General features: G+C 50.0%; 21 protein-coding genes and 3 tRNA genes. 16 read left to right on the top strand and 8 right to left on the bottom strand.

Translation table 11 applies throughout. The features are described from left to right. Positions 1-81 precede the first annotated feature (81 nt). The 5 genes from DFR27_RS05940 to DFR27_RS05920 all read left to right on the top strand — a co-directional run bounded on the left by DFR27_RS05940 (position 82) and on the right by DFR27_RS05920 (position 4,494). Complete coding sequence (locus DFR27_RS05940; protein WP_121876526.1) at positions 82-1,101, top strand: DUF2066 domain-containing protein; 1,020 nt, start codon at positions 82-84, stop codon at positions 1,099-1,101. Then, positions 1,091-1,801: a DnaA regulatory inactivator Hda gene (hda, locus tag DFR27_RS05935; protein WP_121876525.1), complete on the top strand. Its 711-nt coding sequence runs from the start codon at positions 1,091-1,093 to the stop codon at positions 1,799-1,801. The genes DFR27_RS05940 and hda overlap by 11 nt, the downstream gene beginning before the upstream one ends. Before the next feature lie 196 nt (positions 1,802-1,997). Continuing rightward, positions 1,998-2,540, top strand: a complete 543-nt coding sequence (fldB, locus tag DFR27_RS05930; RefSeq protein ID WP_121876524.1) for a flavodoxin FldB — start codon at positions 1,998-2,000, stop codon at positions 2,538-2,540. Positions 2,541-2,693: 153 nt separating this feature from the next. Further along, positions 2,694-3,152: a hypothetical protein gene (locus tag DFR27_RS05925; protein ID WP_121876523.1), complete on the top strand. Its 459-nt coding sequence runs from the start codon at positions 2,694-2,696 to the stop codon at positions 3,150-3,152. A gap of 451 nt (positions 3,153-3,603) precedes the next feature. Continuing rightward, entirely contained in the window at positions 3,604-4,494 is an 891-nt protein-coding gene (locus DFR27_RS05920; RefSeq protein WP_121876522.1) for an alpha/beta hydrolase, read from the top strand. A gap of 59 nt (positions 4,495-4,553) precedes the next feature. Here DFR27_RS05920 and DFR27_RS05915 read toward each other — a convergent pair whose 3' ends face one another. From DFR27_RS05915 to trmL, 7 genes are all read right to left on the bottom strand, one after another. After that, positions 4,554-7,454: an insulinase family protein gene (locus DFR27_RS05915; RefSeq protein WP_121876521.1), complete on the bottom strand. Its 2,901-nt coding sequence runs from the start codon at positions 7,452-7,454 to the stop codon at positions 4,554-4,556. Positions 7,455-7,520: 66 nt separating this feature from the next. Then, the gene (locus DFR27_RS05910; RefSeq protein WP_121876520.1) at positions 7,521-8,087 is read right to left on the bottom strand and encodes a DTW domain-containing protein; all 567 of its coding nucleotides are present in this window, start codon (positions 8,085-8,087) and stop codon (positions 7,521-7,523) included. Beyond that, positions 8,084-8,872, bottom strand: coding sequence for a glutaminyl-peptide cyclotransferase (locus tag DFR27_RS05905; RefSeq protein ID WP_121876519.1), 789 nt, complete (start codon positions 8,870-8,872; stop codon positions 8,084-8,086). The genes DFR27_RS05910 and DFR27_RS05905 overlap by 4 nt, the downstream gene beginning before the upstream one ends. Further along, positions 8,869-10,869 (bottom strand): bifunctional tRNA (5-methylaminomethyl-2-thiouridine)(34)-methyltransferase MnmC2/FAD-dependent 5-carboxymethylaminomethyl-2-thiouridine(34) oxidoreductase MnmC1, encoded by a 2,001-nt coding sequence (gene mnmC, locus DFR27_RS05900; protein ID WP_121876518.1) that lies wholly within the window; start codon positions 10,867-10,869, stop codon positions 8,869-8,871. Before mnmC ends, DFR27_RS05905 begins: the two co-directional genes overlap by 4 nt. 32 nt (positions 10,870-10,901) lie before the next feature. Continuing rightward, positions 10,902-11,420 (bottom strand): flavodoxin FldB, encoded by a 519-nt coding sequence (gene fldB, locus DFR27_RS05895; protein ID WP_121876517.1) that lies wholly within the window; start codon positions 11,418-11,420, stop codon positions 10,902-10,904. Continuing rightward, positions 11,410-11,853: a flavodoxin domain-containing protein gene (locus DFR27_RS05890; protein WP_121876516.1), complete on the bottom strand. Its 444-nt coding sequence runs from the start codon at positions 11,851-11,853 to the stop codon at positions 11,410-11,412. Before DFR27_RS05890 ends, fldB (DFR27_RS05895) begins: the two co-directional genes overlap by 11 nt. Positions 11,854-11,855: 2 nt before the next feature. After that, entirely contained in the window at positions 11,856-12,320 is a 465-nt protein-coding gene (gene trmL, locus DFR27_RS05885) for a tRNA (uridine(34)/cytosine(34)/5-carboxymethylaminomethyluridine(34)-2'-O)-methyltransferase TrmL (protein ID WP_121876515.1), read from the bottom strand. A gap of 78 nt (positions 12,321-12,398) precedes the next feature. On the opposite strand from trmL, the gene DFR27_RS05880 reads away from it, so the two are divergent. The 8 genes from DFR27_RS05880 to DFR27_RS05845 all read left to right on the top strand — a co-directional run bounded on the left by DFR27_RS05880 (position 12,399) and on the right by DFR27_RS05845 (position 18,539). Continuing rightward, positions 12,399-13,241 carry a M23 family metallopeptidase gene (locus DFR27_RS05880; protein WP_121876514.1) on the top strand — a complete coding sequence of 281 codons (843 nt, stop codon included), beginning with the start codon at positions 12,399-12,401 and terminating at the stop codon, positions 13,239-13,241. A 9-nt stretch (positions 13,242-13,250) separates the two neighbouring features. Then, positions 13,251-13,445 (top strand): Trm112 family protein, encoded by a 195-nt coding sequence (locus tag DFR27_RS05875; RefSeq protein WP_121876513.1) that lies wholly within the window; start codon positions 13,251-13,253, stop codon positions 13,443-13,445. Further along, entirely contained in the window at positions 13,442-13,783 is a 342-nt protein-coding gene (locus tag DFR27_RS05870; RefSeq protein WP_121876512.1) for a histidine triad nucleotide-binding protein, read from the top strand. Before DFR27_RS05875 ends, DFR27_RS05870 begins: the two co-directional genes overlap by 4 nt. A gap of 100 nt (positions 13,784-13,883) precedes the next feature. Further along, complete coding sequence (alaS, locus tag DFR27_RS05865) at positions 13,884-16,484, top strand: alanine--tRNA ligase (protein WP_121876511.1); 2,601 nt, start codon at positions 13,884-13,886, stop codon at positions 16,482-16,484. A 46-nt stretch (positions 16,485-16,530) separates the two neighbouring features. Continuing rightward, a complete protein-coding gene (locus tag DFR27_RS05860; RefSeq protein ID WP_121876510.1) occupies positions 16,531-17,757 on the top strand; it encodes an aspartate kinase in 1,227 nt (408 codons plus the stop codon). Between the two features lie 170 nt (positions 17,758-17,927). Beyond that, positions 17,928-18,017 (top strand) — tRNA-Ser (locus DFR27_RS05855). A gap of 31 nt (positions 18,018-18,048) precedes the next feature. After that, positions 18,049-18,125 (top strand) — tRNA-Arg (locus DFR27_RS05850). 337 nt (positions 18,126-18,462) lie between these two features. Further along, positions 18,463-18,539, top strand: a tRNA-Arg gene (locus tag DFR27_RS05845). Between the two features lie 429 nt (positions 18,540-18,968). On the opposite strand, the gene DFR27_RS05840 is transcribed toward DFR27_RS05845, so the two are convergent. Further along, positions 18,969-19,958 carry a tRNA-dihydrouridine synthase gene (locus tag DFR27_RS05840; RefSeq protein ID WP_245962611.1) on the bottom strand — a complete coding sequence of 330 codons (990 nt, stop codon included), beginning with the start codon at positions 19,956-19,958 and terminating at the stop codon, positions 18,969-18,971. 58 nt (positions 19,959-20,016) lie between these two features. Between DFR27_RS05840 and DFR27_RS05835 the strand changes: the two genes are divergently transcribed. From DFR27_RS05835 to DFR27_RS05825, 3 genes are all read left to right on the top strand, one after another. Continuing rightward, positions 20,017-20,523, top strand: a complete 507-nt coding sequence (locus DFR27_RS05835; RefSeq protein WP_147434523.1) for a hypothetical protein — start codon at positions 20,017-20,019, stop codon at positions 20,521-20,523. A gap of 93 nt (positions 20,524-20,616) precedes the next feature. Then, entirely contained in the window at positions 20,617-21,150 is a 534-nt protein-coding gene (locus DFR27_RS05830) for a hypothetical protein (RefSeq protein ID WP_121876508.1), read from the top strand. Positions 21,151-21,170: 20 nt separating this feature from the next. Next, on the top strand, positions 21,171-21,848 hold the full coding sequence (locus DFR27_RS05825) for a fimbrial biogenesis chaperone (protein ID WP_121876507.1): 678 nt from the start codon (positions 21,171-21,173) through the stop codon (positions 21,846-21,848). Positions 21,849-21,905 lie beyond the last annotated feature (57 nt).

Genomic DNA, 21,905 nt, shown 5'->3' with positions numbered 1-21,905 from the left:
CGGGCTTTAGGGAGTTTACGAGCTGTTGCCTTGATTTAAAGCTTGCTAAACTACCGGCATGATGAATAAGGAAGTTTTGCTGTGAAAGCATTCATAACTGCAATTATTGTGGCAGGGTTAACGCTGGGGTTAATGTCAACGAGCCAAGCGGCTGTGGTTGATACCAGTGTCATTGTTGAAGATCGGAGTCAGCGGGTCCGAGCCGAGGCGATCACTCAGGCCTTTGAACAGGTGCTGAGATCTCGGACCGGTAACACGGGCATGTTGGATGAGTCCTTAGCGGCGCTATTAACTCGTAGTAGTCAATTTGTTGACAACTACGCGTACTCAACGAATGAAGAAGGGTTTACTCAGCTTGATATTCGCTTTCAGGAGCGAAAACTGCGACAGGCGTTGGTCGAAGCGAATGTAGCCTATTGGCCTGATCAGCGGTCAAAGACGCTCGTCCTGTTAGCGCAAGTCACTACCGCTAACCGATCGCCGCAGTACTTAGGTGATGATGAGCCGTTGATGGCTTCGATGAATGACGCTTTCATACGCTATGACCTAGAGATGATCACCCCAATTTGGGATCTCGAGGATCGTATCATTGTTAGTCCTCAACAGATTTGGGCGCATGATCGGGAGCGGGCGGTAGACTTGGCGACTAAGTATGGCGCTAGTTGCGTTTTAACCGGGGCCGCGTACCTAGATTCGCAAGCGCGCTATCGTATTAGTTGGTCGTTAGACTGCGCTGGAGAATTTCGCCGTAGGCAGTTGGGCGCTTTGGATGTTGAGGGCGCAGCTAATCAAGGGCGCAATCTCGTTGTGAGTCAGTTGGTAGCGCAGCAAGCGGTGGATCTCAGTGGTGAGCCACAAGCACTCTCGGTTGCCGTGGCTGGGCTTCAGGATTATCCCTCAGTGACAGCGCTGCGTAGCTATCTGGATGAACTGCTTCAGGTACAAAGCTATCGGATTCAATCCATCTCTCCTGCCGGACTTCAAGTAGAACTCTCTCTCGTTGATGAGCTCAGTAAGTTTCGCCAACGACTGCAGCGCGACGGAAAGTTACAGCGAATTGACGATGAACATTACCAGTGGGTTGCGATGAATGTGGAATGAACGCCCTCAGCAACTTGCGCTGGACGTTAATCTTAATGATGAGCCCACGCTCGATAACTTTTTTATCGGTGCTAGCCAGACTCGTGGAATTGCCGTCCAGAGTGTTCGTCAACAACCTACCCCAATCGGTGACTTTCTCATTTATTTGTGGGGGCCGGCAGGGGTAGGGAAGAGTCATTTGGCGCAAGCGTCAGCCAATGCCTTCGCGAAAGAGGGCCGATCAGCGGCGTTTCTGCGCTCGTCAGAAGACATTGTCGCCTATGCTGCGTACATTGAGCAGCAGCCCCATGAACTGGTTATCATCGATGACCTTCAGCATTACTTAGGCTCCGAAACAATCGAATCGGCGTTGTTTGAAATCTACAATTGGCTTCGCGATACCGGTAGACGATTGTTGGTTACCGCAGACGCGTCGCCTCGCCACCTAAATACCGCGATTGCTGATTTGAAGTCGCGGTTAACCTGGGGAGGGATCTTTCACTTAGAGAAGTTAACGGACGAAGAGCTTGCTAGTGCGCTTCAGCAACGTTGTAGTAACCGAGGCATGAAGCTCAGTGATGAAATCGCCACCTATATTATCCACCGCGCCCCGCGCGATGCCAATGTGATTTTCGCTGTGTTAGAGCGGCTCGATTCACTTACGCTTGAGCAGAAGCGGCTGCTCACGATACCATTCGTGCGAGAGGTTATGGGTTGGTAATGCATGGTATTTATTTGTAGGCCAAAGTTTTAAGCTGTTGCTTTTACTCTGCATCGCATTAATCCACAACACAAGTATCGCCATTACCATTCAAGCATTGCGTTAACATTTGCTCAGAAGCCAAAGGATTTGCTTGGCTCTATAGAGGCTGTCTGAGATAATTGCGACGAGTTAATTTCTATTTTAAAGGTGTTTCGTGTCCAAGATTGGCTTGTTTTTCGGCAGTGACGAAGGTAATACCGAGGCGGTTGCCGCGCGTATTGCCGCACGTTTTGAAGATGATGTGGTTGATATATTCGATATTGCCGATGTGTCTCAGCTCGAGTTCTCGCACTATGAGACCATAATTTTAGGAATTCCAACATGGGATTTCGGACAAATTCAGTCGGACTGGGAAGAGTTTTGGGACGATGTTAGTGAAGTCGACTTCACTGGGAAGGAAGTGGCACTCTTCGGGCTGGGCGATCAATTTGGTTACGGTGACTATTTCCTCGATGCGATGGGTATGCTCCACGACGTCATTATCGCTAGAGGTGCCACCATGGTAGGCCATTGGTCGGTGGAGGGATACGATTTTGAAGCCTCAAAGGCGTTGACGGAAGACGGCCTGCGTTTTGTCGGACTGGCGCTTGATGAGGATCAGCAGGAGGAAATGAGTTGTCAGCGCATTAATCAGTGGTGCGAGCAGATTTCCCTCGAATTTAGCGAGCTCTTTCTTACTCAATCAGTCGAGGATTAAGCGCTTCGTTCACTGAGTAACTATCTACTCGGTCACAAAAATGATTTTTGGGTCCAAAAAACGTCAGCCACGGGTCGCTCAATTGAAATGAGTCTATTAAGGTAGTTGTATAAATTATCTTCTTAAACTAATGCCAATATTGGGTGGGTGGTTATGAATCGTGAGGTGATCCAAAAGCTGCGCGTACAAGACGGAGGCCTTTTCCGGGCACTCTTTGTACCAACAGGCCTAACGATTGATGCCAATGAACTCCCTAAAGGGGTTAAGTTGGCTACCGGGCAGGAGAAGGTTAGCAGTGTACTGTGTTTCTCAGAGTCACTGGTTGACCTCGAAGCGCATTTGCGTGCTGCGCGTGAAAACCTCGAAGATAATGCCAATTTAACCTTGGCACTTCCTCAAGACCTTTATCTTCAGATTAGCCCGCGTAGTGATGCTGTCCGTGAATTGATGGCAAGCGGTTTTCGAATGATCGCTCATTTTCAATTGCTGGCAGGTTATAAGGCCATTCGCTTTAGTCGCCGAATAACCCAGGGAAAGACGAGTCGTATCGGTCTTGATGAACTGGAACGCTCCAGTCGTCAAATTCGTGCACGCTACGCCCAACTTGCCTAGTCGTCTCAATTATCTCAATTATCTCAGTTATCTCAGTTATCTCAGTTATCTCAGTTATCTCAATTATCTCAGTTATCTCAGTTATCTCAATCGTACCTTCGGTATAAAGAGCTTCACCTTTGCTTGCTCTATTTTCGTCTCCAGGCCCAATCGTCTCGCTCGCATCTAAACCGCTTTGTATTCTTTAGCTCCAGGCTCCTTTATATTCTCTATCTCCAGGTACCTTTCTACCATTATTCCTAAGGGCGTCTTCATTATCCCGAAGGGCCTCTTCATTACTCTTCGTAGTCATTCACCAGTTACCACTTCAGTCCCTGTCAGCTGGCACGGGTAGTAATGTGAAACCACCCAATCCCCCTTCGTTCGTGCGTCATTTTTTTAAAGTTCGCCACTTCTCAACACTGGAGCTCAACAACTCAATGCCTTAAAGTAGTCACATCAAGGAGAGCGTATGAGCAATAACGAAATTACTTTATTCCATGAACTTATCGGTGATCGAACTAAGCCAGTCATGGTGCTAGTCCAAGGTCTTGGATTGCCATCTCTATCTTGGCACCGTGAGCTGGTGGACGCCATTATCGATGCCGGATTCTCGGTACTATTACTCGATAATCGAGACTGTGGGCTGTCAACTGTTTTGCATCACCACGGCTCACCCAATGTTGCCAAAATGATTATGCGAAAGCTCATTGGTCTCCAGGCGGGTTCTAGTGCCTATACCTTAGCGGAGATGGCTGCAGACGTGGTTGGCTGTTGTGATGAGCTAGGCATCAAGGAATTCCATATTGCGGGCGTCTCAATGGGCGGAATGATCGCTCAGACGGTTGCCATCAACTATCCATCACGGGTGCTGTCCCTGTGTTCCATTATGTCTACCACTGGCGAACGACGATATAGCGTGCCTAAGGCGGCGGTTAGACGCGCCGTCATCGCACCTCAGCCAACGGATAGAGAAGGGCGGATTGAGCAGGCATTGAAGTTTTGGCAAGTGATCGGTTCGCCAGCATTTCCAACGGATGAGGAGCTATTACGTCAGCGCTTAGCCGCTAACTACGATAGGGGCTTCTATCCAGACGGAACAATGCGTCAGTTGGCGGCAATTATCGCTAGCCCACCGCGCTTCAAATCCTTACAGCAGAGTAGCGTGCCGGGATTGGTTATCCATGGAGATTGCGATCTATTGGTACCGTTGAAGGGCGGTTTACGTACGGCAAAGGCCTTAGGCGTGGCGCCCATGGTGATTGAGGGAATGGGGCACGATCTACCCATGCAATTGCTGGATCGTTTCGCCGCAGCAATGACCAGCCATGCGTCACGAGCAGAAGATTGCAAGGCCGGCTAGCAACTAAACGAGGCGTCAGCGAACTGAACCGCTGACGCACTCGCGCAAAGCGCTAATGATTATAAGCTGAAGAATTCCAGAGTGTCTTCGAAACCTTCGTAGCTGGATTTTGGTCCAACAATAGCTACTGACGGTTTCGTGTCCTTTAGGTACTTCGTTGCAACGCGCTTAAGCTCCGCGGCGGTCACATTGAGCACATTCGTTCGAAACGCTTCGCGATGCTCCGGTGAACGACCATGTAAATACTGTGATAGCGCCTGTTTGGCTTCGCCCGCGGGCGACGCTGGTTTGTCGAGCGAGCTAATAACCCCCAGGATTGACTCTTCGACTTTATCGAAGCTAAGTTCCGTATCAATCAGCCATTCAATGGAGGCATAGAAGTCGTCCAGTGTTTCTTGGGTGCGTGGGTCCCGATAGCTGAAGAATTTAAATACCGCGTTCGCATTATCTTGGTTTGCTCCACCGCCATACGCGCCGCCTTGTTCACGCAGTGCGCGATGCAGGAAGCCATTTCGCAGCACGCCGCCAAGTACCGTTAAGGCCGCAGCGTCTTGGTGTGCAGAAGTGACGGTTGGGAAGGCCAGGGCACAGAAATTCACCTGCGCGTTGACGGCCCAGAAGCTGGAATTCACGGTTCTGACTTTCGGTAACGACCACTCGCTAGCGTGTTGTTGTTCGCTGGCAATCTGGAAGTTAGCGAGCGCCTCGCGGTACGCCGCTAAGTATTGCTGTTCGCCCACCACTGCAACCACTGGTGTGACCGCGGTGAGTTTTTGGTAGAGGTGTTGAAGCTCTTGGCAGAATAACGCCAATTCAGCGGCATCGGCTAAGCGCTCGTCGAGCAGCTTTGTCGCTTTGATTCCTGCTAGTCCCGAGGTGGCGAATTGCATGGCCGCTAGACCATTTGCTGTCGCCGACGCCGCGCCCATAGCATAGGCATGGCCATTGCCAGCAACGCTTGATTCCTTGCGCGAGCGCGTTTGTGACATCAGATCGCGAACTCGCTCGTGTTCGTCAAAACGAACCTCAGTGAGGGTACGCTGCATTAGTGTAGTGAGCTCGTTAACGTAGCGACGAAGCCCTTTTCCAGAGAGGACGAGGTAGGCGGATGAAGCCTGTTCGTCAAAGGCGTTATTGCGAATGCTAGTGAAGGCATGAAGGCCACCGCTGCAAGCGGTATGCAGGTTCTGTACATGCAGATAGTCATCGTTACCTAAGCCAAGTTCGGAAAGGATGTTACAGAGGAAGGGTAATATCTGACGTTCCGATTCGGTGAGCTCGGGCAGCGCAATAATAGCCTGAAGATAGACAAGGCCATTGGTGCCGGCTTCGTATTCATAGGCGGTGACGCTCTTACCTTGATATTCAAGGCGCGCAGGCTCATGGATGCTAGCGGGTACGTCGGCGATGCCAACCTTAGGAAGCGTGCCGGGATCATCTTCAGCGTTCTGGCGGTCTTGAAGGCGTTGTGACTGTTCCACAATTGCCGTAACCTCTTGCTCGCTTAACGCGGCGGCAATCTCATCGAGACGCGTTTGCTCGGCGGCATTTTGCGCTTCGGCCAACTTGGTATCTGGTTCAACGCAAAGCGTTAATCGATGCGTATTGTCAATGAAGAGTCGTTGCAAGGTCTCGCCAACAAAGTTGGGATCCTTAAGGTCTTCGCGAAGCTGATTGAGCGAGCGGTCCAAATCTAATACCGCAACGGGATCGCCACGATGGGTAGCGCTGCCAAGCGAGGTCAGGATAAGTTGGAGTCCGTAGGGGTAGCCGTCTCCGCCCACTTCACGTTGTTGGAGTTCGAGTTGATCGATACAGGCGTTAATACGCTCGGGGGCAAAACCTTCGCTGATGGCCTGCTGAATTGTGGCGAGAATTTCGCTTTCAATGGCATCCCGATCCGTTGCCTCACAGCCTTCCATGCCGGCGACAAAGATAATCTGTTTCTGGCTGTCCTCAATACCGTTGAGCGGTGAGGGCGACTTACCAAGCGCTGAGGTCTCTAAGAGTTGCTGCAACGGGCTAGCACTATTCTCATAAAGTAAACTTGCCATGAGCTGAGCACGCAGTGCTTCCACGGGATCAGTGGACTCGCCTAATAACCACGCAACCACCACATGACTCTTATCTTCATCATTTTCAGCGGTGTAGACATCGTTAACGGTTAATGGTGCTGTGAAGGGTTTTTCACTGTCGACCTTGATAGTCTCATCAAGACGATCGAAACGACATAGCGCCTGATCTTCGAAGCGCTGCTGAAGCTCACTGACAGGAAGTGAGCCAAAGGTCATAAAGATGGCATTACTTGGGTGATAGTGAGTGCGGTAGAACTGTTTGAGCTGCTGGTAACTTAAGTCGGGGATTTCTACCGGGTCACCGCCGCTGTTGAAATGATAGGTGTTGCTGGGATGGAGGTGCTTACAGAGAGACTGCCAAAGCTGTGAAGGGACTGAGCTCATAGCGCCTTTCATCTCATTATACACCACCCCTTTGAATTGTAGCGGTGAGCTTGGGTCATCCCATTTTTCGAATTCTAATCGGTGGCCTTCCTGGAGAAAATCAAGTTCGTCTAGACGCGAGAAGAAGACGGCGTCGAGATAGACATCAAGGAGGTTATTAAAGTCCTTGGTGTTGGTACTGGCGAAGGGGTAAGCGGTCCAGTCTGATGAGGTGAAGGCGTTCATGAAGGTGTTCAGTGAACGACGAATCATCATAAAAAACGGGTCACGGACCGGGTACTTTTCACTCCCGCATAATGCGGTATGTTCGAGGATATGGGCAACACCCGTGGAGTCTGTGGGGACCGTTCTCAGCGCGACCAAAAACACATTCTCATCACTATCTGCTTGGATGTGAATATGCTGAGCCCCAGTACTAAGATGGGTAAACTCTTGGACGGTGATGTTTAGCGAATCAAGGTGCTGTTCGCGAACAAGTTCAAACGCTGGATGATGGTTCATAGATGCCTATTGGAATGATTTAGATGTAACACATATTGTAGTTAAGCTTCAGCGCAAAAGATACGCTCAATCAGGGCGGAAACGGGATAATTCTTCCTGCCAATTATGAAAATTTCGCGTCAGTGTTGCGCCAGTTTCTGGTTCGCCTAGTAGTTGGCACGCAGCCGCTGCAGCCTCAATGGTGGCTAAGTGTTGTTCGCTAGGAGCTGATCTAACGGACCACTTTGTGGTGCTATTAACGGTGAGAATAGGAAGTTGTTGGAGTAACGAGCTATTCAAAAGCATCTTGAGCGCTTTGCGCCAGGTAGCGTCAATGACCCATATGCGCTGCAGCGAATTGAGTGCGTGCGTTGTATTGTCAACGATGGGGTTATTAACCAGTGGGTGCTGAACGAAGAGTAGGGCCTGGGGAGTCCCGTCGTGAACTAAACTCTGCAACGCAGAGTGATCGCTAAAGTCTTCGCCAATAACTGGCCGTACCCCAAGACTAGTGGCCAACAAGCGACCCGTGTTCTTGGCGTGCTTAGCCTCAGTGGGGTGCTGTAATATTTGCCATTGCAACGCTGAGTCAGCCTGAGTGGCGAGTTGGCAGATACAGCGAAAGCCCTGGCACCGTTGACACCATTGCTTCATTCCCAGCCCTCAAGCTTCAACTTGTATAGGGTTGACCAGTTCTTCCCAGTAACAAAGAAGTGGCCATCCTCCGGATCGAAGGCGATACCGTTGAGGGTGTGATGGCGTGTAATACGCTGTTGTTCGCCCTGGATATCTCTCAGGCCTGCTAAGTCATAGCTTTGCATTACTTCACCGCTGTTGGCATTTATGGCGAGTAATTTCTCGTTCATCCAGACAAAGGCAAAAATGGTGTTACCTACCCACTCCAATTCGTTCAGATAGTGCCAACTGTACACGCCTTGGCGAACCGAAATAGTCCGCTGTAATTCGCCCTGGTGATTCCATATTCGCAGCGAGTCCGAGCCATCGGAGACCACAATTTCTGATTGGTCTGGGCTGAGCGCCAACCCCCAGCCTTCATGGTCGTAGCGGAAGGCGTTGCGGCGATTGCCGGTATTGAGGTCTATCCAAAAAGCTTGCCCGCGCTGCCAGCTCAGCCACAGGAGTTGGTCGCCAATGACCACGGAACCCTCGCCAAAGTACTGTTTTGGTAGGGTGGCAACGGAGCCGCTGGGAAGTTCACCTGGCGCATAGCGGAGTACCCGAGACAAACCATGCTTACCGGTGGTTTCTACGAGTTCCCCGTTAACATAGTTTAATCCCTGGGTGAAGGCATGGCTGGGGTGAGGGTACTCAGCAATCACCTGCCAGTTCGGTGGCGTAGTATCCTGTGCTATCACTAGCTGGTAGTGGGTGAAAGCCACGAGTGCGATCATCAATGGTGCTAGCTTAACCCGTTTCATAAACTCACTCCGCGAAAAATATCACGCATCAGGAAGCGGGCGGGATGAATCGCCCGTTGCAAACGCTGACTCAGCGGCGAGGGTGCGTTACAGATCATTGAACTAATCATTTCCGCTACCATGGGCGTGCTGTTTAAGCCCTTTGAACCGTGGGCGATGTTAAGCCATAGGCCAGGTTGGTAGTGTCCATAGTTGCGTATATCCATGCGTCGATTCTTACGCAGTGGGGCAAAGGTTTCAACCATTTCACGGTATTGCGGCACAGGCCCTGCAATGGGCAGGTAATCCGCTGATGCACAGCGAAAAGCAACGCGGGCGTCGAGTTGAGTGAGGTTGGCGTGCTCAGCTTGCAGTTGGGGCGAGAGTTGAGCCACGAGGTGGCGGTTGTGAGCGGACTCCTCAAGGCGATGCGCTGGGTCAAGATCGTCTACCACGAAACTCGCGCCGATAGTGGCGGTACCGTCGCCATCGGCGGCTATATAGCCTTCGCCAGTGAGGGTAGTACGAAGCTGGCGGACAATATCCCCTTGAACTCGGTCTATTTGTCCGCGAATAGTTCGAGTTTTTAGTGGGAGTAGAGGGTCTAATAACGCGTGGGCGTCGTAGGCTGTACAAAGCACTACTTGATCGAAGTGCGGGCTGTCCAGCGTTGGCTGGCTCTGCAGTGCCCATTGTTGTCGATCAGAACAAAAGTCGAGTTGTGCCACTGTGGTATTGAAGTGGGTGGTTATCAAGCGCTGATTGGCGATAAGCTGCCGGCAAACTTCAGGTGGCGTCATCCAAGTGCCCTGGGGAAACCACAATGCGTTGGAGCGAATAGTCATTCCCGACAATTTAGAGGCTTCTGCTTGATCGACCAGTTGCACTAATTCCGGTTGCTGGATGAATCGCTGACCCACAAGGCGCTGCAGCGTTGCGTCCTTATCGTTCTTCGGGAGTTGCAGCACACCGCTCCAGGGCGCGCTGATGTCAAGCTGGTGGCGATAGTAATGCTGGGCGAACTGATAGCACTGCAGTGCCAAATCACTAAGCGGCTCTTTGCGATGCGAAAACTTGGTATAGAGCACGCCCTGGGGATTTCCCGAAGCGGCTTGCGCCGGCGCGGCATGACGATCAAAGAGACTCACGGCAATGCCGCGGGCCGCTAAGCGCGCTGCAGTTTGGCAGCCGGCAAGTCCCGCACCAATAACGGCGACACGTTGAGGAAGAGGTTGTGAGGGAAAGCTCCACCAGGGCGCTTCGTGCTGAGAACTCCGAGTGGTAGCGGGGCTAATAGGCTGCGCTAATTTTTCTCCCGCCTTAGCCGCAAGTACTTCACGTTTGCTATTAATACCACGGCGTTTGCTTAAGCTAAAGCCTGCGCTTTGTAGGTGGTCTCGCACCATACGAGCACAACTAAAGGTAGCAAGCGTGGTGTTGGAGTGACTAAGCACCGCAAGCTGTTGCATAACCTCTTTGGACCACATGTCCGGGTTCTTTGCGGGACTAAAGCCGTCCAACATAATGGCATCAAAGCAGGGTTGCACCCACGCTTGCGTTTGGGGCTGAGCACAGACGATAAGTTGTTCAAGTGCCTGCTCCACCGGCATGAAAATGACCGTCAAGGTGATGCGCGGGTGAATGATCATGGTCTGAGTATCGTCGCAGGCGCTTGGCCAGGCCTGCTGAAGCCATTTAGCTTCGCGCTGATAGTGTTCAAGTGACTGGTGGGCGGCCGCGAGTTCATCGCGAGTGAGCGGAAAGGCCTCAATACTAATGAAGTTTAGATGTGCACACTGGTTATTCGCTAGAAATTGATGAGCGCATCCTAGGAAGTTTAAGCCAGTACCAAAGCCTGTTTCTAAAACGTTGAAGCTACCTCGCTCCAGCGCGCTGAAGCGTCGAGGAAGGTCGTTTCCCTGAATAAAGACGTAATCGGACTCCTCAATACCACCTTCGGTGTTGAAGTAGACATCGTCAAACTGAGGATTAAATGGAGCTCCATTACGCCATTCCATTTGCACTAGACTCCCGTTGGCTGACTAAAAGCTTAGCTTGAAAACTCGTGCTCAAGCTGTTTCAGCCAATTACTTAAACGCGCTTCGCTCAGCTCAAACTGATTTTCGTCATCCAGCGCCAGACCTAAGAATTGAGAGCTGTCATCCGTTAATCCCTGAGATTCCTCGAAGGTATGGCCGCTGGTGGTGGTATAGCCAACCATCTTAGCGCCTGCGAGTGCGAGCTTATCATGAAGATAGCCTAGCGCATCTTGGTACCACTGCGGATAACCAATTTGATCGCCTTGGCCAAAGCAGGCGACTAGGCTGTTACTAAGATCTAAGTCACTAAGTTCATCCCAGACATTTTCCCAGTCTTCCTGCAGTTCTCCATAGTCCCAGGTGGGTATGCCGACAATCAGAAAGCGATAGCCTTCCATCTGCTGGACGTCGTCCTCGGCTACGTTATGGAGCACAACGCGATTCCCGAGGGCTTGCTGGATCTTTTCAGCGGTCATTTCGGTGTAACAGGTACTTGAACCGTAGAAGAGTCCAATTAGATCAGCTGACATACTGCGCAAGCTCCTGGTTAAACCAGCTCATTGCTTCCTCATTAGGTTCAAAGTGCTCGGTGGCATCCAAGGTCAACCTTGGACAAACAACTTGTGCGCCAATATCCTCAAGTGCGAGTTCAAGGGCATTACCGGCTTCAGCAAAGGTGCTGTAGCTGCTATCGCCGAGGGCGATCAGCGCAAATCGCTTGCCCGCGATACGTGGAAATTCCGTGGTGAGTAATTGATGAAAACGATTTAATGGAATAGGGATGTCGCCCGCGCCGGTGGTAGAAGTGACCAGCAGAAGAATACTGTCTTCATCTTCACACCAACGGCTGATAATTTCGGGTTCTTCTACTTCGCTAAGGTGTTCATTAGCGTTGATGAGGTCGTTGGCGATATCACGGGCGGTGCCAGTCACGCTAGCAACGGCGACGAGTACTTTAGCCATGATTACTCGGCTCCTTGGAAATTAAGTTGACGCCATGCTTCATAAACCATGATAGCGGTGGCGTTTGAAAGGTTTAAACTGCGACTATTTGGCATCATAGGAAGTCGCAAGCGCTGCGCAGCGGGGACGGAGTTTCTAACGGTTTCGGGGAGTCCTCGGGACTCGGGGCCGAACACCAGGGTGTCGCCTTCGATAAAGCCCGCTTGGTCGGGTCGTGATGAGCCTTTGGTTGTCAGCATGAAAAGGCGAGTTTCCCCTAGCGCTGCCAAACAGGCATCCCAGTTGGCGTGAATCTTAACATCGCTAAACTCGTGGTAATCCAATCCTGCTCGTCGGAGTCGCTTGTCATCGAGTTCGAAGCCTAGCGGCTCCACCAAATGCAGATAGCAGCCGGTGTTGGCGGCTAAGCGAATAATGTTGCCGGTATTCGGCGGTATTTCGGGTTCGAAAAGTACAATATTTAACATCGTTTCGTGGTTCCGTTGGAGTGGTGTTATTGTATCAGTAATTGATCAACGATCTCTACGTAAAGCACGAGGAATGCAATGTTAAAATTCGTCTTAGTTGTCGCAGCGTTTCTGGCTCCCATCACGTGGGCTTGTGACCAGCCGGTGACAATCAGCAGCAAAACAGTTTCGGGTGCACTGTTGTCTGGAGAGAGCTGTCCGGGTGATACGCTAATGTTCCTAGACCAGTCCTTCGTGGCAGATGAAAAGGGTCTGTTTGTCATTGGTGTGGGCCGCGATATCGTTGGCGAGTATACCCTTTGGCGGACAAGTTCGGCGCAGGAAGAGCCGGTCGCGGTTATCCAAGTCCATGAGCGAGAATATAGCGTATCGATAATTGAGGGTGTTCCTCAGCGAACGGTGACGCCGAGTGCAGAGGATTTGGCACGAATTCGGGCTGAGGGGGCGCTGGTGGCAGCGGCTAAGCTAACCCCAGTTAGTGGTGAATACTGGCGCGCTCCAGCCATCTCGCCCGCGCCCGGGCGTATATCGGGTGTATACGGTAGTCAACGAGTCTATAATGGTACGCCGGGTAGGCCACATTATGGCTTAGATATCGCCGCCCCAACGGGGACCCAGGTTAAGGCGCCTATAGCTGGCGTGGTAGTTTTAGCGGAATCCGATTTGTTCTATTCAGGCGGGACGATTATCATAGCCCATGGTGCTAATCTCACCTCCAGCTTCTTACATCTTTCAGCGGTGAGTGTTGAAGTGGGTGACGTGATTGAGCAGGGGCAGGTAATTGGCGCCATCGGTGCCACAGGGCGCGCGACAGGTCCACATTTAGACTGGCGCATGAACTGGATGAATCAACGCGTAGATACCCAATTATTACTGGAAACGAGCTGGCCGAATACCGGCAGTCGTTCAATAGAAGAGTGAAAGAATATTATGATTGATGAGAAATTATTGAGTATTTTAGTTTGCCCAGTAACCAAGACCTCGTTAGTTTACGATCGCGAGCGTGCGGAGCTCGTTTCGAAAGCTGCAGGGTTGGCCTATCCCATTCGCGATGGCATTCCAGTTATGTTAGAAGCGGAAGCTCGTCGTATTGACGCCAGTGAAATGAGTGCAGGCGCCGAATGAGTACCACTATTTTCGCCAAGATTATTAGCGGAGAAATTCCCGCACCAAAAATTTATGAGGACGAGCATTGCATTGTGATCAATGACATTGCGCCGCAGGCACCTGTACACGTACTTGTGATTCCAAAACAGCCAATTACCATGCTGACCGAAACCACCGCAAGCGATGAAGCCCTGTTAGGGCATTTGATGTTGGTAGCGGCTCAGCAAGCTAGAGAGCTCGGTATCGCCGAGGGTTGTCGTTTTATTGTTAATAACGGTGCAGCTGGTGGGCAAACCGTCTTCCATCTTCACATACACGTGCTCGGTGGCCAAACGCTTAGCGAGCAGGGGCTTTAATCAAGCTCAAAATTTATGATTGCTATGAGCAATAGCAATAGTTTGGCGGCGTGTGCGTCGCTATACTCCATTGATATAGAAAAGAGTGGTTTTTCTCAAAATGAAAAGTGCCGATATCCGTCAAGCTTTCTTAGATTACTTCGCAGCTAAATCGCACCAAGTGGTGCCAAGCAGCTCGCTTATTCCTGGCAACGATCCTACGTTGTTGTTTACCAATGCCGGGATGGTTCCCTTTAAAGATGTCTTTTTGGGCGATGAACAGCGTGGTTACCGTCGCGCCACGAGCTCGCAACGCTGTGTGCGTGCCGGTGGCAAACACAACGATCTCGAGAACGTAGGTTATACGGCTCGACACCACACCTTCTTTGAAATGCTGGGCAATTTCAGCTTCGGCGACTACTTCAAACAAGATGCTATCCGTTTCGCTTGGGATTTTCTGACTAAAGAACTCCGCCTACCCGAAGAAAAACTTTGGGTCACCGTCCACGTATCGGATGACGAAGCGGCAGATATCTGGTTTAACGAGATTGGCATTGATAAGTCGCGTTTCTCTCGCCTAGATGAAGATAACTTCTGGCAGATGGGTGATACCGGTCCCTGTGGTCCAAGCTCAGAGATCTTTTATGACCATGGTGAAGATGTACCAGGTGGTCCGCCAGGAAGCGAAAATGACGATTTAGATCGTTATATTGAAATTTGGAACTTGGTATTCATGCAGTACGAACGTCAGGCGTCTGGTGAGTTAGTGGAATTACCAAACCCTTCTATCGATACCGGTATGGGGCTTGAGCGTATCGCTGCGGTAATGCAGGGCGTTCACAATAATTACGATATTGATATTTTCCAAGGGTTGCTCAAGGCGGCAGCTAAGGCAACCGGTTGTGAGGATCTGACGAATAAGTCCTTGCGTGTTATCGCTGATCACATCCGGTCCTGTAGCTTCCTAATTTGTGATGGCGTTATGCCTTCGAATGAAGGTAGGGGCTATGTGCTACGTCGCATCATTCGTCGCGCAGTTCGCCACGGTTATCAATTAGGGCAGTCTAAGCCGTTCTTTTATACATTAATTGATGCGCTAGCTGAGCAAATGGGCGATGCCTATCCAGAGTTAAATGACCAGCACGACAAGATCGCTGCGGCGCTCAAAGCGGAAGAAGAGCAGTTTGCGCGCACGTTGGAGAAGGGCCTTTCGGTGCTCGACGCTGCGCTTGATAAGCTTGAGGGTACGGTCATTCCCGGCGATGTAATCTTCCAGCTATATGATACCTATGGATTCCCTACGGACCTTACCAACGATTTGGCTCGTGAGCGTGGACTCAGCCTCGATCTTGATGGTTACGAGCAGGCGATGAACGCCCAGCGTGAGCGCGCACGTGCCGCCGGTTCCTTTAAGGTTGATTACACTGACGCCATTAAATTGGATAGTGAAACCGAATTTTGTGGTTACGACGCATTGGCTTCAACGGCTAAGGTTGTTGCGGTGTTGAAGGATGGCGAACAAGTTGCATCACTTTCAAACGGTGACGACGGTATCGTCGTCCTCGACGTCACACCGTTTTACGGTGAATCAGGTGGGCAGGTGGGCGATACCGGTCGCCTGTTCTCAGATTCAGCTGAATTGATCGTAAACAACACAACGCTCGCCTCCGCGAACCAGCTTCACCATATTCACGTTAAGACTGGCGGCGTTAAGGTAGGCGACGAGTTAACGGCAGAGGTGGATTCAATTAAGCGGCGGGCAACGGCGCTGAATCACTCCGCTACTCACCTTTTACACGCCACCCTTCGTGCTGAGCTCGGCGAACACGTGATGCAGAAAGGTTCTATGGTCAACCCAGATCGACTGCGATTTGACTTTGCTAACAATGAAGCGCTTTCGCCAGTAACACTTCGTAAGGTAGAGGCCATTGTAAATCAGCATATTCGTGCCAATACCCCAGTTCGCTCTAAATCAATGTCCATGGATGAAGCCAAAGCTGAAGGTGCTATGGCGTTATTTGGCGAGAAGTACGGTGACGAGGTTCGCGTACTGTCAATGGGTATTGATAACTTCTCCGTTGAGTTGTGTGGTGGTACGCACGTTGATCGAACTGGGGATATTGCGCTGTTCAAAATTGTTAATGAGCAGGGTGTCGCTTCGGGTGTTCGCCGTATCGAAGCGGTAACTGGGAAGGCAGCCTATGACCTCGTAGCGGCGCAAGAATCCTTGTTGGCGCAGCTAGCAGACCAGCTCAAAGCACAGCCGGCGAACCTGTTGGATAAACTTGATCAAGTGTTACAGGGTGCCAAGCGAGTTGAGAAAGAGTTAGCTGGCGCCAAAGCTAAACTTGCGGCAGCCTCTAGTGGTGAGCTGGTTAACCGCGCCGTGGAAGTGGGCGGCATCAAGGTATTGGCAATTCATGTTGAAGGTACGCCAGCGGATGCTCTGCGTGAATTGAGTGATAAATTAAAAGAAAAATTAGGTAGCGGCGTGCTGCTACTTGCTGCGAACGACGGTGACAAAATTGCTTTAGTCGCAGGTGTAACGAAGGATCTCACTGCGAAGCTAAAAGCGGGTGACTTAATGAGATTCGTAGCCCCTCAGCTAGATGGCAAGGGTGGCGGTCGACCTGACATGGCTCAGGGTGGCGGTACCGGACTCGCGAAGCTCCCACAGGTTCTCGCGGGGATTCCAACTTGGGTTGAGGAACAGACTTCCTAAATAACTGATCGACTCATTTAGAGCGAAGAAGTGGAAATATAAGTTAATGAGTTTATTGGTACAAAAGTATGGTGGCACCTCGGTTGGCACGGTTGAACGTATTGAAGCGGTAGCTGACCGCGTTGCGGCAACCCAGCAGGCGGGTAATGATGTGGTGGTAGTGGTCTCAGCAATGAGCGGTGAAACGAACCGTCTTCTCGGTTTAGCAACTGAGCTATCGGACCGACCATCAACACGTGAAATGGATGTTCTGCTATCAACAGGCGAACAGGTCACGATTGCTTTGCTCTCTATTGCGCTTCATAAGCGTGGTGTGCCGGCTATTTCCTTTACCGGCTCTCAGGTGCGTATTCTAACCGATGAGTCGCATTCGAAAGCCCGCATTGAGCACATTGATTGCGAGCGCATAAATGGTGAGCTTTCTCAGGGAAGGGTGGTCGTGGTGGCTGGCTTCCAAGGTGCTGATGAAAAAGGCAATATCACAACGCTTGGCCGTGGTGGTTCGGACACTACCGCAGTTGCCTTGGCAGCGGCGTTACGCGCTGATGAATGTCAGATCTATACGGATGTAGATGGTGTTTACACCACCGATCCCCGTATTTGTGAGGGCGCGCGCCGACTAGAAAAGATTACCTTTGAAGAAATGCTGGAGTTAGCAAGTCAGGGTTCAAAGGTACTACAAATTCGATCAGTAGAGTTTGCTGGGAAGTACAATGTCCCACTGCGCGTCCTATCATCCTTTAAGGATGGTCCTGGAACGCTGATCACGCTAGATCAAGAGGAAGATATGGAAAGAGCTATAGTTTCAGGCATTGCGTTCACTCGTGATGAAGCGAAAGTGGTTGTTCGCGGTGTGCCAGATCAACCCGGTGTGGCTGCACGCGTGCTAGTGCCCGTGAGTGAAGCAAATATTGAAGTGGATGTGATTGTACAAAACTCAGGCGTTGATAATACAACGGATTTAACGTTTACGGTCTCTCGTGGCGATTTAGCGAGAACCCTAGAGGTATTAGGAGGGGTTGTAGAGCGTTTAGGGGCCAAGCAAGTGGAAACCGATGATAGAATTGCCAAGGTTTCAATTGTGGGTGTTGGTATGCGTTCGCACGCCGGCGTTGCAGCGAAAATGTTTAGTGCACTAGCGCATGACAATATTAATATTGAGCTTATCACCACCTCTGAGATCAAAACCAGTGTGGTCATTGAAGAAAGGTACATGGAGTTGGCGGTTCGTGCGCTGCATTCGGCCTTTGAGTTAAGTGGATCTAAAGAGTAGTTAGTAGGCTAAGCTACTGATTTTAATGATAAAAAGCGGCTTTAGCCGCTTTTTTTGTGTCGTTTAGTTTTGTCAAGCTACTTAATTCATTGTTTTTATTAAATATTTTCATTTTTTTAGCTTTCGGGGCTTTGATTTTAAAAACGTTATGGTATTATTCTTTCCGCGTTGGAGAGGTGGCCGAGTGGCTGAAGGCGTGCCCCTGCTAAGGGTATATCTGGGAAACTGGATCGAGGGTTCGAATCCCTCTCTCTCCGCCATCTTTTATTTTAAAAGATGAAACGCAATTGCGCGCTCGTAGCTCAGCTGGATAGAGTACCTGGCTACGAACCAGGCGGTCGGAGGTTCGAATCCTCCCGAGCGCGCCATCTTAAGAAAAAGGGCTTACCTTAACGGGTAAGCCCTTTTTTGTTTGGTGCTTGAAAATATTGCTGTGAGAGAGCTTTTATCTTCAGTACTAGCCTACTTGGAGTCATTCAGCTCCCATCATATTTGCATCATTAGCTATTCATTACTATTCTCAGCTTTTCGGTTCGAACAAAGGTTTCATTGAGTAAATTGATGGCATATTGAACAACTGTTGGTGGTTTCTTGAACACCAAGTAGGGGGTTACTCATAGGTTGTTGTTTTTTCATGATTTTTTTCATTCTTAGTGTTGACGGAACCCATTTGAAACCGTATAGTTCGCCCCACTTGAGAACAACGCGCTCGTAGCTCAGCTGGATAGAGTACCTGGCTACGAACCAGGCGGTCGGAGGTTCGAATCCTCCCGAGCGCGCCATATCAAACAAAAAAGGCTTACCATTTGGTAGGCCTTTTTTGTATCTGGAATATGCGTTCTGATGGCCCAACAGGCCTTTCACTTCAAGATGAATCAGACCTTGTTTTAGTTGCTTGTATTTCACCTTCTGCAGCTGCTGCTATTTTAGCTTCTATATCTTCTACTGAATTTAGCTTCTATATCTTCTACTGAATTTAGTTTCTAGAGCTGTTATATCTTTTATACCTGCTTTCCATTCTCCATTGAAACATTTCGCTGACCCAGCTGCACCAGTAGTACTACAACGGCCAACTAATAATTTTATACCGTTATCTCTAACGAATAACAGTTATTTTAAAAAAAGCCAATTAAGGATGAGCTGATAACCAGAGAGTCTCAATAGGGGTGTGTGGCCACCGCCAGGGATGACTGACTATGAGCGTGCTTATGTTAGGCGGGATAACGGCCAATCTCTTCTAAGAGGGCTGCTTCAAGCAGTTCAGGATCTTTAAGTCGTTTAATCTGCTCAAAGAAGGTAGCCGCTTCGGCATAGTGAGTTTTCAGGTAGGCCAGCCATTGTTTTAGGCGGTGGCCCTGGTGCTTGCGGAGGCCTATGGTCATTTCAGCATACTGAAATTCAAGTATGAAGGGGAGGAGCTCGCCCCAGCTGAATTCGCCACTATCGCTTCGAAGTTCTCTAATTAACCCTGGGTTAGCAAGCAGTCCGCGGCCAAGCATATATTCTGATGCGCCGTTTATGGCATGGCAGGCTTCAAAGGCAGCAACACTTGAGATGTCACCATTTGGCACTACGGGGATTCGGAGCCCATCAGCAATCTCTTTGATGGCTTCCCAATCCGCAGGTGGTTTATAGCCGTCTTTTTTCGTTCGACCATGCACGGTGAGTTTTTCGGCGCCACCTGATTGTATAGCGCTGGCGTTCTCGTGCATCTGAGATCTGTCATTGAATCCAAGTCTCATCTTTGCTGTGACGGGTATGTGCTCCGGTACAGCACCGCGAACCGCGCTAACGATGTTGTAAAGCCGATCTGTATATTGCAGCAGTGCGGCACCGCCGTCCGAGTTATTCACCGTCTTGGCTGGGCAGCCAAAGTTTAGATCAATGCCTATGGCGCCAAGCTCTACTGCCCGTGCTGCGTTGTCTGCCATGGGCGTTGGTTGCCCGCCAAGTAGCTGGAGGACTACGGGTACGCCGCTCTGGGTGTGACTTCCGCTCAGTAGCTCCGGGCAGTTCTTAAAGAATACCTTCGGAGGGTAGAGTTGCGTTGTCACTCTGAGGAATTCAGTAACGCAAAGATCTACGTTGGCGACGCGCGTCAATATATGCCGCATCGTGGCATCTACGACTCCCTCCATTGGTGCCAAGCTAAATTTGATTCCTGAATGGTTTTCGGTGGCTTTATCTAGATAAGTGGTCAATCGAACTCTCGTTATATCTTAAAAATGAACTATCCTCAATTTATATGGAGGTAGTGCCGTGAAATGGATATTTGTTGTCATAGTAGCATGCTTTTTTTGTGCCATGAGTGCAAAAGCGGACCTGCAAGACTCTAAAAGCATTCAGATCACGGTTAACCTCTTGGCTATCGGCGACGAAGCTAGCGCAATGCGGATTGAGCTTTGCAAGCGAGCCAAATACCGAGACTATCCGGCCTGCGAGGAGTTAAGGGTGAAGCAGTCCCTATCAACGTCTGCGAACTCAGCTGCGGCGACTGTAGAGGATGATTCTACAGAAGGTGTTCTTCCTCAGGCAGGGACTCAAGTTCTTGAGCAAGATGCTAATGGGCAAACGGAGCTCGCGCTGATGGCGGCGATGCTAACCTTTAGCGATGAGCTTCCGTCGGCAGGTGCTTCTCAGCAGGCTACTTTCTTGAGTAGGCTGTTTAGCTTGGAGGCTTCTGCTGCATCGACAATTGCCAAAGCTAATGACTTGCTAGTAGATGAATTGGATGCCAATACCTGGGTAACCATTAGCGGGATCTAGGTTGGTATTGGTTGTCCAATCTACTACTCATTAGCCCATTTCTGTGGCACACTTCACATATTGCCTATTTTTTTATACGTTGAGGGAAATTCTGTGCCTCGTTTAAATGTAAACTATTTTTTGTTACCACTTCTGTTTAGTGTTTCGAGCATTTATGCTGCGGAGCAGGGAGAGTGGGGCGAAACTTCAACGGCTTATACCACAATTCAGATCAGTATTTTGCCTAACATTCTAATTACGGACGTGACAGATATTGTTTTAGATATTAATGATCGTACTCAGGATGTGGTGTTTACTCAGGAGTTTTGCGTGGTTGGGAATACGAATGCTGATTATGTGTTAATCGCGTCCGGCGCAGCAGGTGAGGGATCGCCTTTTGAACTTGTAGGAGAAGATAATACTGTGCTTCCCTACGAATTCAGTTTTAACGGTGACCTCGCTCAACCAGTGGATGTTCCGCTAGAGTCTGGTATTGAATCTGCACCCTATGAGTTAGAGAATGTTGGTATAGATTGTAATGGTTCCCCAAATGCTCGATTCTCGGTAACGTTTAGGAGCGAAGATCTTATTCTTTCTCCAGCCGGTTTATTTTCAGGCGCTGTTTCACTGACTGTGGCTACTCAGTAAAATTATAAAGGAACATCTAAATGCTTAAGGTTATTTCATCGGGTTTGCTCGCATTACTCGTTTCCAGCGCAGCAAGCGCCAATATGTTTGTGGATCGCTCTATTGTTGAGTTCGTAGCCGGGCAGGCGCCTCAACAGGATATTCGGGTGAGCAATCGCGGTAATGATCAGATGTACGTTCAAGTAGAGGTACTAGACGTTCTCCAGCCGGGTACCAACGAAGAAACCCGTGAAGCGGTGACTAATCTGGCCGATATGACTCTGCTTGCAACGCCAAAGCAGTTTGTGCTTCCTCCGCAGGGTGAGCGCGCTGTACGTTTAGTGGCGTTGGCGGAACCGGGAGAGGTTGATCAAGTCTACCGTGTGAACGTTACGCCAATTCTACCTCCTCTCGCAGACACCGAGGCATCGGTAGTTCGCGTGGTGGTAGCCTATCAATTACTCGTGTTAGTCCTTCCAGAGAATCCTCGTGAGGACCTAGTAGTTACTCGCGATGGCAACGTTCTTAAATTCGAAAACCGTGGTAATAGCTACGTTTTATTAGCTGACGGTCAACAGTGCATTACCGAGAATTGCTCGAATTTACCTACTACTCGTCTTTATGCGGGTAATAGCTGGGAAGTTGAGTTAGAAAGTAGTGATGTTGTGGCTTCCTATCGCCTAACTACGTTCGCGGGTAGTCGTACCGTAACGTGGTAACGCGGTGGGATTAGGATAATAACTATAAGAATCGTATCGAAAGACGATTTTCAACCT

It is taken from the genome of Umboniibacter marinipuniceus, assembly GCF_003688415.1.
Classification (GTDB): Bacteria; Pseudomonadota; Gammaproteobacteria; order Pseudomonadales; family DSM-25080; genus Umboniibacter; species Umboniibacter marinipuniceus.
The sequence above is the reverse complement of the archived record's forward strand: the minus strand, read 5'-3'. Positions and strand labels throughout refer to the sequence as shown.